15 protein-coding genes are annotated in these 15,029 nt (G+C 68.5%); 13 read left to right on the forward strand and 2 right to left on the reverse strand.

The window, feature by feature from the left end:
• Positions 1 to 14: 14 nt before the first annotated feature.
• Entirely contained in the window at positions 15 to 647 is a 633-nt protein-coding gene (locus ACUYTF_RS07620; RefSeq protein ID WP_434144501.1) for a 2-phospho-L-lactate guanylyltransferase, read from the reverse strand.
• A 390-nt stretch (positions 648 to 1,037) separates the two neighbouring features.
• Between ACUYTF_RS07620 and ACUYTF_RS07625 the strand changes: the two genes are divergently transcribed.
• The 11 genes from ACUYTF_RS07625 to ACUYTF_RS07675 all read left to right on the forward strand — a co-directional run bounded on the left by ACUYTF_RS07625 (position 1,038) and on the right by ACUYTF_RS07675 (position 12,372).
• Positions 1,038 to 1,886 (forward strand): nitrilase-related carbon-nitrogen hydrolase, encoded by an 849-nt coding sequence (locus tag ACUYTF_RS07625; protein WP_434144499.1) that lies wholly within the window; start codon positions 1,038 to 1,040, stop codon positions 1,884 to 1,886.
• A gap of 44 nt (positions 1,887 to 1,930) precedes the next feature.
• Positions 1,931 to 3,346: a dihydropyrimidinase gene (hydA, locus tag ACUYTF_RS07630; RefSeq protein ID WP_449279566.1), complete on the forward strand. Its 1,416-nt coding sequence runs from the start codon at positions 1,931 to 1,933 to the stop codon at positions 3,344 to 3,346.
• 34 nt (positions 3,347 to 3,380) lie between these two features.
• A complete protein-coding gene (locus tag ACUYTF_RS07635; protein ID WP_434144495.1) occupies positions 3,381 to 4,409 on the forward strand; it encodes a TIGR03842 family LLM class F420-dependent oxidoreductase in 1,029 nt (342 codons plus the stop codon).
• Positions 4,410 to 4,437: 28 nt separating this feature from the next.
• A complete protein-coding gene (gene fgd, locus ACUYTF_RS07640; RefSeq protein WP_434144493.1) occupies positions 4,438 to 5,511 on the forward strand; it encodes a glucose-6-phosphate dehydrogenase (coenzyme-F420) in 1,074 nt (357 codons plus the stop codon).
• Complete coding sequence (locus ACUYTF_RS07645; protein ID WP_434144492.1) at positions 5,508 to 6,443, forward strand: ABC transporter permease subunit; 936 nt, start codon at positions 5,508 to 5,510, stop codon at positions 6,441 to 6,443. The genes fgd and ACUYTF_RS07645 overlap by 4 nt, the downstream gene beginning before the upstream one ends.
• A gap of 5 nt (positions 6,444 to 6,448) precedes the next feature.
• On the forward strand, positions 6,449 to 7,285 hold the full coding sequence (locus tag ACUYTF_RS07650) for an ATP-binding cassette domain-containing protein (protein ID WP_434144490.1): 837 nt from the start codon (positions 6,449 to 6,451) through the stop codon (positions 7,283 to 7,285).
• Positions 7,282 to 8,055, forward strand: a complete 774-nt coding sequence (locus ACUYTF_RS07655) for an ABC transporter permease subunit (RefSeq protein ID WP_434144488.1) — start codon at positions 7,282 to 7,284, stop codon at positions 8,053 to 8,055. Before ACUYTF_RS07650 ends, ACUYTF_RS07655 begins: the two co-directional genes overlap by 4 nt.
• Before the next feature lie 63 nt (positions 8,056 to 8,118).
• Entirely contained in the window at positions 8,119 to 9,285 is a 1,167-nt protein-coding gene (locus ACUYTF_RS07660; protein ID WP_434144487.1) for an ABC transporter substrate-binding protein, read from the forward strand.
• A gap of 406 nt (positions 9,286 to 9,691) precedes the next feature.
• Entirely contained in the window at positions 9,692 to 9,895 is a 204-nt protein-coding gene (gene cspE, locus ACUYTF_RS07665) for a transcription antiterminator/RNA stability regulator CspE (RefSeq protein ID WP_434144485.1), read from the forward strand.
• An 89-nt stretch (positions 9,896 to 9,984) separates the two neighbouring features.
• Entirely contained in the window at positions 9,985 to 10,845 is an 861-nt protein-coding gene (locus tag ACUYTF_RS07670; RefSeq protein WP_434144483.1) for an EamA family transporter, read from the forward strand.
• Positions 10,846 to 11,046: 201 nt separating this feature from the next.
• On the forward strand, positions 11,047 to 12,372 hold the full coding sequence (locus ACUYTF_RS07675) for a peptidoglycan DD-metalloendopeptidase family protein (protein ID WP_434144481.1): 1,326 nt from the start codon (positions 11,047 to 11,049) through the stop codon (positions 12,370 to 12,372).
• 138 nt (positions 12,373 to 12,510) lie between these two features.
• On the opposite strand, the gene ppa is transcribed toward ACUYTF_RS07675, so the two are convergent.
• Complete coding sequence (gene ppa / locus ACUYTF_RS07680) at positions 12,511 to 13,005, reverse strand: inorganic diphosphatase (protein ID WP_434144362.1); 495 nt, start codon at positions 13,003 to 13,005, stop codon at positions 12,511 to 12,513.
• A 265-nt stretch (positions 13,006 to 13,270) separates the two neighbouring features.
• Between ppa and tilS the strand changes: the two genes are divergently transcribed.
• Positions 13,271 to 14,335: a tRNA lysidine(34) synthetase TilS gene (gene tilS, locus ACUYTF_RS07685; RefSeq protein WP_434144363.1), complete on the forward strand. Its 1,065-nt coding sequence runs from the start codon at positions 13,271 to 13,273 to the stop codon at positions 14,333 to 14,335.
• A 4-nt stretch (positions 14,336 to 14,339) separates the two neighbouring features.
• Positions 14,340 to 14,903, forward strand: coding sequence for a hypoxanthine phosphoribosyltransferase (gene hpt / locus ACUYTF_RS07690; protein WP_434144360.1), 564 nt, complete (start codon positions 14,340 to 14,342; stop codon positions 14,901 to 14,903).
• Positions 14,904 to 15,029 lie beyond the last annotated feature (126 nt).

Genomic DNA, 15,029 nt, shown 5'->3' on the forward strand with positions numbered 1-15,029 from the left:
GCGGTGGGCGGCGATCAACTCGCGAGCGCCTCGGAACGTTCGACGGCCCGCTTCGTCGCGGCGCCGATGCCGCGCCGCAGGGCGCGGTCGAGATCCTCCGGGGTGTCGACATCGCGGCGCAGGCCCGACCCCGTGGGCACCGGCAGCTCCTCGTAGCCGAGGCCCCGGTGCAGCGCCGCCGAACCCGGGCCGAAGCTCGGCCGGTGATCAGCCGCGTCGGGCGCGGTGATGAGCGTCGTGCCCGTTTCGCAGTGGTCGGTGACCATGCCGAGCGGCACGTCGTCGGCCGCGCGCAGGGCCGCCTCGAGCTCGGTCGCGGCGAGGCTCGGCAGGTCGCCGAGCATGACCGCCACCCGGCCTCGACCGGCGCGTTCGAGGCCCAGCTCGATCGCGTCAGCGAGGCCCGTGGAGTGCTGCTGCACGACATGCACCTTCGACGAGGCGAGCAGTTCGGGGCCGAGCCAATCGGTCTCGTCGGTCACGAGGAGCACGCGCCCGACCGCTCCGCAGGCGCGGGCGGCGGCGAGGGTGTCGCGGGCGATGGCGGCGTTCACGGCGGCGCCGGCGCGCAGACGGCTCTTACCGGTGCGGGGGTCGCGGATCGGGATCACGACCGTCCAGTCGCCGGGTCGCTGTTCGTCGGGCACCGCACCGCCCCCTCTCGCGTTTGTCGGGCTACTCCGCCGGGTACTGCGGGAGCCACCCAGCGTACCCCCTCATTCAACCGGAGTGGGGCCGGAGAGGCGGATTGGCAAATTGTAAAAAACGGTACGTCAACTTTGACGGCTTGAGCCTGCCGGACCCCATCGGGGCCGACCAACATGGGTACCACGGTAACGAGGGTTCCTGAAGACGGACGCTCCGAACGCCGCACCGACCCGAACGGGCACGACAGCGAAGTCGCGCCGCGCGGGCGGCATGTGCGGGGTGCGGATCGGCGACCGGCGGACGGAGTGCTCGCCACGTGGTGGTGGATATTCAACCGAACCGGGGCGCGCTGCGAAGCGGACCCCACGCACAAGGGAGTGACATAGCTGATGACTACCGTACGTGTAGCCGCGACACAGGCGAAGTGGACCGGCGACAAGGAGTCGATGATCCAGAAGCACGAGGAGTTCGTGCGCCAGGCCGCCGCAGAGGGCGCCCAGGTGATCTGCTTCCAGGAGCTGTTCTACGGCCCCTACTTCGGCATCACCGAGGAGCGCAAGTACTACCGCTACGCCGAAGCCGCCGACGGGCCCATCGTGCAGCGCTTCGCGGCGCTCGCGAAGGAGCACCAGATGGTCATGGTGCTGCCCATCTACGAAGAGGACATGCCCGGCGTCTACTACAACACCGCCGTCGTCGTCGACGCCGACGGGACGATCGTCGGCAAGTACCGCAAGAACCACATCCCGCACGTCGACTTCTTCTACGAGAAGTTCTACTTCCGCCCCGGCAACATGGGCTGGCCGGTGTTCGACACCGCCGTCGGCAAGATCGGCGTCACCATCTGCTACGACCGCCACTTCCCCGAGGGGTGGCGCGTGCTCGGCCTCGGCGGCGCGCAGATCGTCTTCAACCCGAACGCCTCGAAGCCCGGCCTGTCGAACCGCCTGTGGGATCTCGAGCAGCCGACCGCGGCCGGCGCGAACGGCTACTACGTCGTCGTGCCGAACCGCGTCGGCAAGGAGGACAACGAGTACGGCGAGCTCGCCGTCGACTTCTACGGCACGTCGTACATGGTCGACCCCCGCGGCAACTTCGTCGGCGAACGCGCGAACACCACCGACGAGACGCTGCTGATCCGCGACCTCGATCTCGACCTCATCACCGAGGTGCGCGACGAGTGGCAGTTCTACCGCGACCGCCGCCCCGACGCCTACGGCCCGATCGTCGCCCCGTAAGCACCGCATGCCTGAACGGACCACATGAAGAGGAGTAGCAACCGATGAAAACGCTCATCATCAACGGAACCGTCGTCAACGCGACCGGCACGGTCGCAGCCGACGTGCTGATCGAGGACGAGAAGATCGTCGCGGTCGTCAGCCCCGGCACCTCGAACGCCGACGCCGACAAGATCATCGACGCGGCCGGCAAGTACGTCGTGCCCGGCGGCATCGACGGCCACACGCACATGCAGATGCCGTTCGGCGGCACTGAGGCCAGCGACACCTTCGAGACCGGCACCCGCGCCGCGGCGTGGGGCGGTACGACCACCATCATCGACTTCGCGATCCAGCGCCACGGCGAGCGCGTCGAAGACGGCCTCGCGCACTGGCACGAGCTCGCGGCAGGCAACTGCGCCATCGACTACAGCTTCCACCAGATCATCGGCGGCGTCGACGACAACTCGCTGAAGGCGATGGACATGCTCGTCGACGAGGGCGTCACCTCGTACAAGATGTTCATGGCCTACCCGGGCGTCTTCTACGCCGATGACGCGCAGATTCTGCGCGCCATGCAGAAGGCCAAGGAGCTCGGCATGCTCACGATGATGCACGCCGAGAACGGCCCCGCCATCGACCTGCTCGCCGCGCAGCTCGTGGAGAAGGGCAAGACGAGCCCGTACTACCACGGCATCGCACGCGCCTGGCAGATGGAGGAGGAGGCGACGCACCGCGCCATCATGCTCGCCGATGTCGCCGATACGCCGCTCTACATCGTGCACCTGAGCGCCAAGCAGGCGCTCGAACAGGTCGCCTGGGCGCGCGACAAGGGCAAGAACGTGTTCGCCGAGACCTGCCCGCAGTACCTCTACCTCTCGATCGAGCAGCAGCTCGGCGCGAAGAGCGAGGAGTGGGGCGACTTCGAGGGCGCCAAGTGGGTCTGCTCGACGCCGCTGCGCTCGGAGGAGGAGGGCCACCTCGACGCCATGTGGAAGGGCCTGCGCACCAACGACCTGCAGACCCTGTCGACCGACCACTGCCCCTTCTGCATGAAGGATCAGAAGGAGCTCGGCCGCGACGACTTCCGCCTCATCCCGAACGGCATCGGCTCGGTCGAGCACCGCGTCGACCTGCTCTATCAGGGCGTCGTCGACGGGCGCATCTCGCTGCCGCGCTGGGTCGAGCTCATCTCGACGACCCCGGCGCGCATGTTCGGCATGTACGGCAAGAAGGGCGTCATCCAGCCCGGTGCCGACGCCGACATCGTCGTCTACGACCCGAAGGGCAAGACGAAGCTCGGCATCAACGAGACCCACCACATGAACATGGACTACTCGGCCTGGGAGGGCTTCGAGATCGACGGCCACGTCGACGTCACGATGTCGCGCGGCAAGGTGCTCATCGAGAACGGCGAATACCACGGCTCGAAGAGCCACGGCCAGTTCGTCAAGCGCAGCCTGAGCCAGTACCTCATCTAGGTCGACCCGCAGCTTTCGAAAGGACAGAGACAACATGGAATTCGGTGCCGTTGTTCAGACGAACCCGCCCGCCGCCCGCACGCTCGGCCTCGCCAAGCTCGCGGAGCAGCACTCGTTCGACTACTTCTGGACGTACGACTCGCACGTACTGTGGCAGGAGCCCTACGTGCTGTACTCGCTGATCCTCGAGCAGACCGCCCGCATCAAGGTCGGCCCGATGGTCACGAACCCCGCCACCCGCGACTGGACCGTCACGGCGTCGACGTACGCCACGCTGAACGCCCACTTCGGCAACCGCACCATCTGCGGCATCGGCCGCGGCGACTCGGCTGTGCGCGTGCTCAACGACAAGCCCGTCACGCTGCGCGACTTCAAACGGTCGATCGAGGTCATCAAGGATCTCGGCAACTCGCGTTCGACACTCATCAACGACGCGCACATCCAGTTCCCGTGGAGCAAGGGCTCCGAGCTCGACGTCTGGGTCGCCGCCTACGGCCCCCGGGCGCTCGCGATCGCCGGTCAGGTCGGCGACGGGTTCATTCTGCAGTGCGCCGATGTCGAGATCGCCGAATGGATGATCACGTCGGTGCGGAACGCGGCGGTCGAGGCGGGGCGCGACCCCGACGAGATCGCGTTCTGCGTCGCCGCGCCGTTCTACATCACCGACGGCACGGAGGAGAACCGCAAGCACGCCATCGAGCAGTCGCGCTGGTTCGGCGGCATGGTGGGCAACCACGTCGCCGATATCGTCACGCGCTACGGCGCCGACAGCGAAGTACCGAAGGCGCTCACGGACTACATCAAGGGCCGCGAGGGATACGACTACAACGAGCACGGGCGCGCGGGCAACTCGCACGCGAACTTCGTGCCCGACGAGATCGTCGAACGGTTCTGCCTCATCGGCACTGCCGAGGAGCACGAGGAGAAGCTGCGCCGGCTCGAAGCCATCGGCATGACGCAGTTCGCCGGCTACCTCGCGCACGACAACAAGGAAGAGACGCTGCGCCAGTACGGCGAGAAGGTGATCCCTGCCTTCGCCGATCAGATTCTCGCGAAGTCCTAGCCCCGGCCACGCGGCCCGAGAGGAATGTATGAGTGATATTCGTATCGGCTATAAGGCCTCGGCCGAGCAGTTCGGGCCGCGTGACCTCGTCGAGTACGCAGTACTCGCGGAGAAGCACGGCTTCGACTCGACCACGGTCTCCGATCATTTCCAGCCCTGGCGGCACACGGGCGGCCACGCGCCGTTCTCGATCGCCTGGATGTCGGCAGTGGGGGAGCGCACCGAGCGCATCATGATGGGCACCTCTGTCATGACCCCCCACTACCGCTACAACCCGGCGGTCATCGCCCAGGCCTTCGCGACCATGGGCATGCTCTTCCCGGGCCGCGTCATGCTCGGCGTCGGCACCGGCGAAGCGCTCAACGAGATCGCGACCGGCTGGGCCGGCGCGGGCGACCAGGCGAAGCCGTGGCCCGAGTTCAAGGAGCGCTTCGCCCGCCTGCGCGAGGCCGTCAGGCTCATCCGTGAGCTGTGGCGCGACGAGCAGGTCGACTTCGACGGCGAGTACTACGAGACCCGCGGCGCATCGATCTACGACCGGCCGACCCCCGAGGTGCCGATCTACATCGCGGCCGGCGGCCCTGTCGTCGCGAAGTACGCGGGGCGCGCGGGCGACGGCTTCATCTGCACCTCGGGCAAGGGCATGGAGCTCTACACCGAGAAACTGATGCCGGCGGTCGCCGCAGGGGCGAGGCTCAACGGGCGCGACCCGAACAGCGTCGACCGCATGATCGAGATCAAGCTGTCGTACGACACCGATCCCGCCGCCGCCCTCGAGAACACGCGCTTCTGGGCGCCGCTCTCGCTCAGCGCCGAGCAGAAGCACTCGATCGAGGACCCGGTCGAGATGGAGCGCGCGGCGGACGAGCTGCCGATCGAGCAGGTCGCGAAGCGGTGGATCGTCGGCTCCGACCCCGACGAGATCGTCGCCGCCGTCAAGCAGTACACCGACGCCGGGTTCAACCACCTGGTGTTCCACGGGCCCGGCCACGATCAGCGCCGGTTCCTCGAACTCTTCGAGAACGACCTCGCCGAGCCGATCCGTGCTCTGCAGCCCGGGGCGATGCCCGAGGAGCCCGCAGCGGGGGGAGACGCGGGATGACGATCACCCCCACTCAGCTGGTGTCGACGATGCCACCGGCTGGGGCGAAACCGCGCAGGCAGCGCAAACCGTTCGACTTCAAAATGGTGATCTGGGGCGCGGTCGGCCTGCTGATGCTCGTCGTGCTCTGGGAGGGCTACAAGGCCTTCGGGCCGGCCGAGGGGCTGGTCATCGGAGACACGAGAGTGCTGCCGCGCACCACCGATCTCGCGATGCCGCACATCTGGGACATGTTCAGCCGGCTCATGGAGGGGACGACGCGTTCGTCCCGCGCCGATCCGCTCTGGTACACCGTGATGATGGCGTCGCTGGTGACGCTCGGCATCTCGCTGCTCGGCTGGGCGGCCGGAGCCATCATCGGCCTGCTGCTCGCCTTCGTGATGCTGCGCTGGAAGTTCGCCGAGTGGGGCCTGCTGCCCTGGATCATCCTGTCGCAGACCGTGCCGCTCATCGCGTTCGCCCCCGTGGTCAGATCGTGGGGCGCGCAGATACAGATCGGCCCGCTCGAATGGACCGACTGGATGTCGGTCGCGCTCATCGCATCGTGGCTCGCCTTCTTCCCGATCGCGGTCGGCGCGCTCGAAGGCCTGAACTCCCCGGAGACGGCGCACGTCGAACTCATGCGCACCTACGCCGTGGGCTGGTGGCGCACGCTCTTCGTGCTGCGCTTCCCGGCGGCCGTTCCGTTCCTGCTCGCAGCGCTCCGCCTCGGAGCCGCCAACGCGGTGATCGGCACCGTCGTCGCCGAGGTCTCGACCGGTATGGGCGGCGGCGTCGGCCGACTGCTCATCCAGTACGCCGGCCAGGCAAGCAGCGACCCGGCGAAGGCCTGGGCACCGATCTTCGGAGCGATCGCTCTCGGCCTCCTCTCGGCCGGATCCGTCGCCCTGCTCGGCGCCACATTGAAGAAGTACCGACGAACGGAGGCGTGATTCCGATGACGCAGAACACACACAGTCGCCCCGACACCGATTCGACGCCCGCCGTCGAGGTCTCCGGGGTCGACAAGATCTTCAACACGGCGGCCGGCCAGGTGAACGCGCTGCAGAACATCGACCTGACCGTCGCACCCGGCGAGTTCATCTCGCTCATCGGCCCGTCGGGCTGCGGCAAGTCGACGCTCATGCGCATCATCGCCGACCTCGAGACGCCGACCCGCGGCGAACTCAAGGTCTTCGGCAAGGATGCGCAGCAGGCGCGCAAGGATCAGGACTACGGCATCGCGTTCCAACGCGCGGGCCTCCTGCCCTGGCGCACCGTCAGCGACAACATCGGCCTGCCCCTCCAACTGCACGGCATCGGCGCGGCCGAGCGCAAGCAGCGCGTGGCCGAGATGCTCGAGATGGTGGCGCTCGAGGACTTCGGAGACCACTTCCCCGATCAGCTCTCGGGCGGAATGCAGCAGCGCGTGGCGATCGCCCGCTCCCTCGTCGAGCGCCCGAAGCTGCTGCTCATGGACGAGCCGTTCGGCGCGCTCGACGAGATGACGCGCGAGCGCATGCAGACCGAGCTCCTGCGCATCTGCGCCGAGACCGGGGCCTCGGTCGTGTTCGTGACGCACTCGATCCCCGAGGCCGTGTACCTCTCGGACCGCGTCGTCGTGATGTCGCCGCGCCCCGGCCGTATCGCCGAGATCGTCCAGATGCAGCTCGCCGACACGTCCCAGCGCGGCGAAGAGCTGCGCGAGGACACCGGCTACTTCGAGATGATCACGGCCGTGCGCGAAGCCCTGCACGGGGGCACCCCCGTAGCGCGCGGAGTGGAGACACGATGAGTCCCCGCGCGCAGACCTGGGGCAAGATCCTCGCGCCGGTCATCGTCGGCGTGCTGATCCTCGCCCTCTGGCAGTTCCTCGTCGGCGTCGTCGGCGTCAGCAGCTACCTGCTGCCGACGCCGCAGGACATCCTGCAGCAGGCGGGCGAGTACTTCGACTCGATCGTCGAGGGCACGTGGATCACGGGCTCCAACTCGCTCATCGGCCTCATCATCGGCACCGTGCTCGGCGTCTGCATCGCGGCCCTTGCCGCCGCGATCCGCCCCGTCGACTACATGGTGAACCCGATCGTGGCGGGGCTCGCGGTCATTCCGATCGTCGCGCTCGCGCCGATCCTGAACAGCATGTTCGGCACGACCCAGTTCCCCCGCCAGGCGATCGCGGCCCTCGCCTCGTTCGTTCCGGTGTTCATCTCGAGCCTGCGCGGCCTGCGCCAGACGAACCCCGAGCATCGAGACCTCATGCGGGCGTATGCGTCGAGTGGCATGCAGACGTTCCGCACGATCACCCTGCCGACCGCGGTGCCGTTCATCTTCACCGGTGTGCGCATCGCCTCGTCGCTCGCGGTCATCTCGGCGCTCGTCGCCGAGTACTTCGGCGGCCCGCGCGGCGGCCTCGGCGGCATCATCTCGCAGGCGGCATCGTCGAGCCAGTACGCGAGAGCGTGGGCGTACGTCCTCGCCTCAATCGTTCTCGGTCTGTTATTTTACCTCGTTACGCTGGGCCTAGAACGGCTCGCGAACCGCGGCAGGCCGGCGAAGACCCCCTAGATTCCATCTCCGACATACATCACGCAGTGAATCTCCCAGCAGGGCAATAGAAAGGTAATGAACATGAGGCTTACAAAGACGTCGGCCACATCGAAGCTGAAGCGGTGGACGCAGATCGGCATCGCCGGTGCGGCCATCGCCGCGCTCGCCGCCTGCTCCGGCGGCGGCGGTGGCAGCGGTGACTCGGGCGGCGACGGGGGCGGAGAGCTGACCCCGGTCAGCCTGCAGCTCCAGTGGCTGCCGCAGGGCCAGTTCGCCGGATACTTCGCGGCGCAAGAGCTCGGCTACTTCGAAGAGGAGGGTCTCGACGTCGAGATCATCCCGTCGGGCGGCGACATCGTGCCGCAGGATGCGCTCGCGACCGGCCAGGTCGATTTCGCCATCGCCTGGGTGCCGAAGGTGCTGCAGACGCTCGAGTCCTCGGACGCCGAGCTGACGAACATCGCCCAGGTCTTCCAGCGCTCGGGCACCCTCCAGGTCGCCTGGGCCGACAGCGACATCAAGTCGGTCGCCGACTTCGAGGGCAAGCGCATCGGTTCGTGGGGCTTCGGCAACGAGTGGGAGATCTTCGCCGCCATGGCGCAGGAGGGCCTCGACTCGACGACGGTCGACATCATCACGCAGTCGTTCGACATGAACGCCTTCCTCGAAGGCGACATCGACGCCGCCCAGGCGATGACGTACAACGAGTACGCGCAGCTGCTCGAGGCCACGAACCCCGAGACCGGCGAGCTCTACCAGCCGGAGGACTTCCACGTGATCTCGTACGCCGACACCGGCGGCGCGATGCTGCAGGATGCGATCTGGGCCGACACGAAGCGCCTCGCCGACGAGCCCGAGTACGCCGACACCGCGGTGAAGCTGCTCAAGGCCGTCGCGAAGGGCTGGGCGGCCTCGGCCGAGGACCCCGAGCAGGCTTCGGAGTTCACGATCGATGCGGGCTCGGGCTGGGACCCGGTGCACGAGCTGTGGATGACCAACGAGAGCAACAAGCTCGTCTGGCCCGCCGATAGCGGCTTCGGCATGATCGATCAGGCCGCCTGGGATGCGACGGTCGAGAACGCGCTGATCGCGAAGAACGAGCAGGGCGTGACCCCGATCACGAAGAAACCGGCCGATACGGCCTGGACGAACGAGTACATCGAGAAAGCGCTCTCCGAGCTCGAAGCCGACGGCTTCGACACGAAGGGTACGGGCTTCGAGCCGATCACGGTGAAGTTCGGCGAGTAGTCGCTCGCAGCGAGGCCCCGCTCCGGCGACCGCCGGGGCGGGGCCTCGCCCGTGCCCGGGCAATCCGCGTTAGAGGGGGTGCAAATCTCCCGCATCCGTGTAGTCTTGAAATCGAAGCACTGAAGCCTCGAGTGCAGCACCCGCACCCGCCTCCGCAATATGCCCGGAGCCGAGGGGCGACCGAGCACTCCATCTTGAATATTCACCCCAGGCTTCGGCTGCTGTTCCGATCGGATCGACTTCTCATCTTCTCCACGCAAGACTCTCGGGGCTCCTCGACCTCGACGCTCGGCCGTGCGGAACCCGCACCGCACCGGATCACCGGTGCCATGAACTCCGCGACGGCATCGCCGGCGCGGTCATCCGGACTGCTCCCGTGGTCCACGACACTGTAAGGAAAGGCGCTATGGCAACTGGCACCGTCAAATGGTTCAACTCCGAGAAGGGCTTCGGCTTCATCTCTCCCGATGATGGGTCCCGTGATGTGTTCGCGCACTTCAGCGCGATCTCCGGTTCCGGCTACCGCAGCCTCGAAGAGAACCAGCGCGTCGAGTTCGACACCGAGGAAGGCCCCAAGGGCCCCCAGGCTGCGAACATTCGCGCACTCTAAGGCCTGCTGTACTCGAGCCGCCGCCCGGGGCTGATCTCTGATCGACCCCGGCGGCGGCTCGTTTCGTTGCACGGGTAGAATCCTCTTCCGTGCCCCACTCTTCCGCGCCTCTGCAGCGCGTGCCCGCGAGCCTGCTCGCCTTCGTCGGCATCTGCAGCGTGCAGTTCGGCAACGCGATCGTCGGGTCGCTCTTCGCGTCGGTCGGGCCGCTCGGCGCGGCTGCCTGCCGGCTCGGCTTCGCGGCCGTGATCCTGCTGGCCTTCGTGCGCCCGCGCATTCGCGGGTGGGATCGCCGCACCTGGCTCGGGGTGCTGCTGCTCGGCCTCGGCCTCGGCGGCATGAACGTCTTCATCTATCTCGCCATCCAGCAGATTCCGCTCGGCGTCGCGGTCACGATCGAACTGATGGGGCCGCTCGCGGTGGCGGCCATCGGCATCCGGCGCGTTCTCGACGCGGCCTGGGTGCTGCTCGCGGTGCTCGGCGTGGTGCTGCTCGGCCTCGACGGGGGCGACACGCTGACCGCGGCCGGTGTCGCGTTCGCCGCGACGGCCGCCGCGTTCTGGGCGATGTACATTCTGAGCTCGGCGAAGCTCGGCGCCCGCGTGCGCGGCGTCGACGGCCTCGTCATGGCCACCGTCGCGGCCGCGCTCTTCGTGGTGCCGTTCGGCGCGGCCGATGCGGTCTCGGCCGTCGCGCTCGACCCGGCGCTGCTTCTCGCGTTCCTGCTGCTCGCGGTGATGACCTCGGTGATTCCGTACGCCCTCGACTTCATCGCGCTGAAGCGGATGTCGTCGCGCGTCTTCGGAGTGCTGTCGAGCCTCGGCCCCGTCATGGCGGCGCTCGCCGGCCTCGTCGTGCTGCATCAGCGGCTGCTGCCGCTGCAGCTGCTCGCGATGCTGCTCGTCGTCGTCGCGAGTGCCGGGGTCGTGCTCGGTTCGCGGCGCCGGTAGCGGCGAGCAGGTCGTCGCCGGCCGGCGCCCTCCGGCCGCGCAGGGTTCGGAATCGGCGCGCAGAGCTTCTCCATGTCTGCAGCACAGAAGAGCGCGGAAAGCTCGCTGATCCGGGCGCAGCACCGCATCTTTCAGTGCTCTGGAGCCCGGACGGTGCTACCGTGTTCGAGAACCTGCAAGCGGTGGGATAAGGGGATATCTATGAGCGACCGTCGGATCGACAGACGCAGAAGCGTGCTCGGTACGGTCGGCGCGACCCTGATCGCGGGTCTGCTGCTGCTCGGAGGTCAGATCGCGGCGCCCCCGGCGCACGCCCTCGATCTGCCCACGTGGGAAGAGGTCGAGCAGGCGAAGGGCAATGAGGCCGCCGCCGCCGCGAAGGTGAAGGAGATCGAGAAGCTCATTGCCGACGGCGCGGTCGAGCTCGACCGCCTGCGCAACCTGCACTCGTCGACCATCCAGGAGCTGCAGGCGGCCGAGGCCGCGCTCGCGGCCGCCGCAGACAAGGCGAAGACCCTCGAGGAGCAGGCGGCGAAGAGCCGCGAGGAGGCCGACGTCGCCGCCGAGCAGGCCGCAGCGATCGTCGCGCAGATGTACCGCTCGGGCGGCATCGACCGCAGCGCCGAGCTCTTCCTCGAGACCGAGGGCGAGACGGCCGACGCGCTGCTCGACCGCCTCGCATCGATGTCGAAGGCGACCGAGCGCAACACGACGATCTCGGAGGCCGCCGAGCAGGCGAAGAACACCGCCGAGTCGCTCGGCAAGCAGGCGCAGGCCGCGGCCGAGGAGCGCGAGGTGCTGCGCCAGGACAAAGAGGCCAAGGAGCAGGCGGCAGCCGAGGCAGTGAGCACCCAGGGCGCCCTCGTGCAGGCGCAGGAGCAGCAGCAGGCCGACCTCGAGATCAAGCTCGAGGCGCTGAAGGACACGACGACGAAGACCGTCGCCGGGTACCAGGAGCGCCTGCGCATCGAGGAGGAGCAGCGCAAGGCGGCAGAGGAAGCCGCACGCAAGGCCGCGGAGGAAGCCGCACGCAAGGCCGCAGAAGACGCTGCCAATAGCGGTGGCGGTGGCGGTGGCTGGACGCCTCCGCCCCCGAGCGGCGGTGGCGGCGGTGGCGGCGGTGGCGGTGGCGTCAGCAACGGCTGGGTCATCCCGACGACCGGCTACTACGTCTCCGAGGGTTTCGGCCTCTACCCCCGCAACCACACGGGCATCGATCTCGCGACAGCGTGCTGGACGCCGATCTACGCCGCAGCCGAAGGCACCGTCGGGCTCACCTACTTCGAGTACGGCGCCGGCGGCAACATGGTGACCATCAACCACCCGAACGGCTGGCAGACCCGCTACGCGCACATGGTGCAGTGGGCGAGCGTCTCTCCGGGCCAGTATGTGTACGCCGGGCAGATCGTCGGCTACGTCGGCACGACCGGCGCGAGCACCGGCTGCCACCTCCACTTCGAGATGCGCCCGAACCAGGACAACGGCTGGTACGGCTTCGTCGACCCGGCCTGGTACATCGCCTTCTAGTCAGGCGGGTACGCCGCAGAACGACCGAGGGGCGCAGGGATCATCGATCCCTGCGCCCCTCGTCGCTGCTCGGCGTCAGCTACTCATTGCCAGCTGCACATTGCCAGCTTCTCAGCGCTGATGAGCAGTGCTGGCGGCTCAGTGGCCTTCGGTCTGCAAGCGCTCCTGAGCTTCGACGATCAGCTGCTCGGCATCGGCGGCCGAACCCCACGCGTCGACCTTGACCCACTTGCCGGGCTCCAGATCCTTGTAGTGCTCGAAGAAGTGCTCGATCTCCTTGCGGGTGTACTCCGGGATGTCGGCGACGTCCTGGATGTGCGACCAGCGCGGATCCTTGTGCTGCACCGCGATGACCTTGTCGTCGCCGCCGGCCTCGTCGCTCATCTTCAGCACGCCGACAGGGCGCACCTTGATGCCGACGCCGGGGAACACCGGGTAGTCGAGCAGCACGAGCACGTCGAGCGGGTCGCCGTCCTCGCCCAGGGTCTCCTCGAAGAAGCCGTAGTCGGTGGGGTAGACGAAGCCCGTGTAGAGCACGCGGTCGAGGTAGACGCGACCGGTCTCGTGGTCGACCTCGTACTTGTTGCGGCTCCCCTTCGGGATTTCGATGACGGCGTCGAATGCTGCGGCCATGATCCTGCTCTCTCGGTTGGGCGGCCCTCGCCGGGCCGATGATGCATTGCGGGTTCCAGGGTACCCGACGCCCCGAGCCCTCACCCGTCGTTCGGCTCTCACCCGTCATTCGGACCGAAACGCCGATTCTGCTCCGAAATTCGGGTGAGAGCCGAACGACGGGTTGCGGCACGGGTTGCGGAACGGGGCGCGGTAGCGTGGGGGCGTGGTGCAACGCGCGATTCTCGAAACCCGGCTCGCGGTGCGGCGTGCGCTCGATGCGGCAATGCGGCGCGGGCTGCAGGGACCGCCGACGCTCGCCGCTTTCGAACCGCTCGCTCCCGGCGCCCTCGTGCTCGTCGCGCTCTCGGGCGGCGCCGACTCCCTCGCGCTCGCCGCAGCCGCCGCGGCCGAGGCGCCGAAGCTCGGCCTGCGCGCCGGCGCCGTCGTCATCGACCACGGGCTGCAACCCGAGACGGCAGAGGTCGCGGAGCGCGCGGCTCGGACTGCGGGGGAGTGGGGCCTCGCCCCCGTGCTCGTGCGCCGTGTGACGGTCGGCAGCGGCGGGCTCGGACCCGAAGCCGCCGCGCGCGACGCGCGGTACGCCGCCTTCACCGCGGCCGCCGCCGAGACGGCCGCCGCCGCAGTGCTCACCGCGCACACCCGTGACGATCAGGCCGAGCAGGTGCTGCTCGCGCTCGCCCGGGGCTCGGGTACTCGCAGCATCGCGGGCATTCCGCACGCGCGTTCGCTCGCGGAGAGCACGGCGCTCGCAGAAGGGGCGGGACACGCCGTCGTGCTGCGCCCCTTCCTCGGCGAGGCGCCCGAGATCACGCGCACGGTCACCGAGCAGGCGTGCCGCGAACTCGGCGTCGCACCGTGGTGCGACCCGCACAATCGCGACGCCGTCTTCGCGCGGGTGCGCGTACGGCGCCGCGTGCTGCCCGTGCTCGCCGACGAGCTGGGGGCAGGCGCAGCCGCCGGGCTGGCCCGTTCGGCCGACCTCGCCCGCGAAGACGCCGACGCGCTCGACGCGCTCGCGGCAGAGCTCGCCGAGCGGGCCCTCGCGGCATGCTCCGATGCCGAGCGCCTCACCGTGCCGGCGGCGGTGCTCGCCGCGGCTCCGGCCGCCCTCAGGAACCGGGCCGTTCGTCTGCTCGCCATGCGCGGCTTCGGGGCGCACCTCGACCGCGGGCACGTGCTCGCCGTCGCCGCGCTCGCCACCGGACCGCGGGGTCGCGGCCCGGTGTTCGTGCCCGGCATCCGCGTGTCGCGCTCGGGCGACCGGCTGATCTTCGATGAACAACGAGGATCTCCCCGGGATGCCGACCCCGAGTCGGCAGTACAGTAGTCGCATGGATTCGAAACAGCTGGGTGACGAACTGACCGTCGTGCTGCATTCCGAGGCCGAGCTGCATGCGCGACTCGCGGAGATGGCGCGTGAGATCGAGGCCGACTACGACGCGGAGCACCCGCCGCTGCTCGTGGGCGTGCTCAAGGGCGCTGTCATGGTGATGGCCGATCTGGCGCGCGAACTGCGCTTCCACGCCCAGATGGACTGGATGGCGGTCTCGTCGTACGGCGCCGGCACCAAATCGAGCGGCGTCGTGAAGATTCTGAAAGACCTCGACGCCGACATCACCGGCCGAGACGTGCTCATCGTCGAGGACATCATCGACTCGGGCCTCACCCTCTCGTGGCTGAAGGACAACCTCGAGAGCCGCGGCGCGCGCTCCGTGCGCATCTGCACCATGCTGCGCAAGCCGAAGGCGCTCAAGGTCGAGGTCGATGTCGCCTATGTCGGCTTCGACATCCCCGTCGAGTTCGTCGTCGGCTACGGCCTCGACTACGCCGAGGATTACCGCAACCTGCGCGACGTCGCGATTCTCGCCCCGCACGTCTACACCGAAGAGGGCTAGCAGCCGGCGTCGCGGCTGCGACGGGGCCCGGGGCGGGCGCTGCGCCATGATCCCTGGCGAGCAGCCCCCGCGAGATCGCCCCGCTGCGCCCTGAGCGTACACGGGCGCCGCATCAGGCTCGTGCCA

The organism is Leucobacter sp. GX0328 (assembly GCF_053567315.1).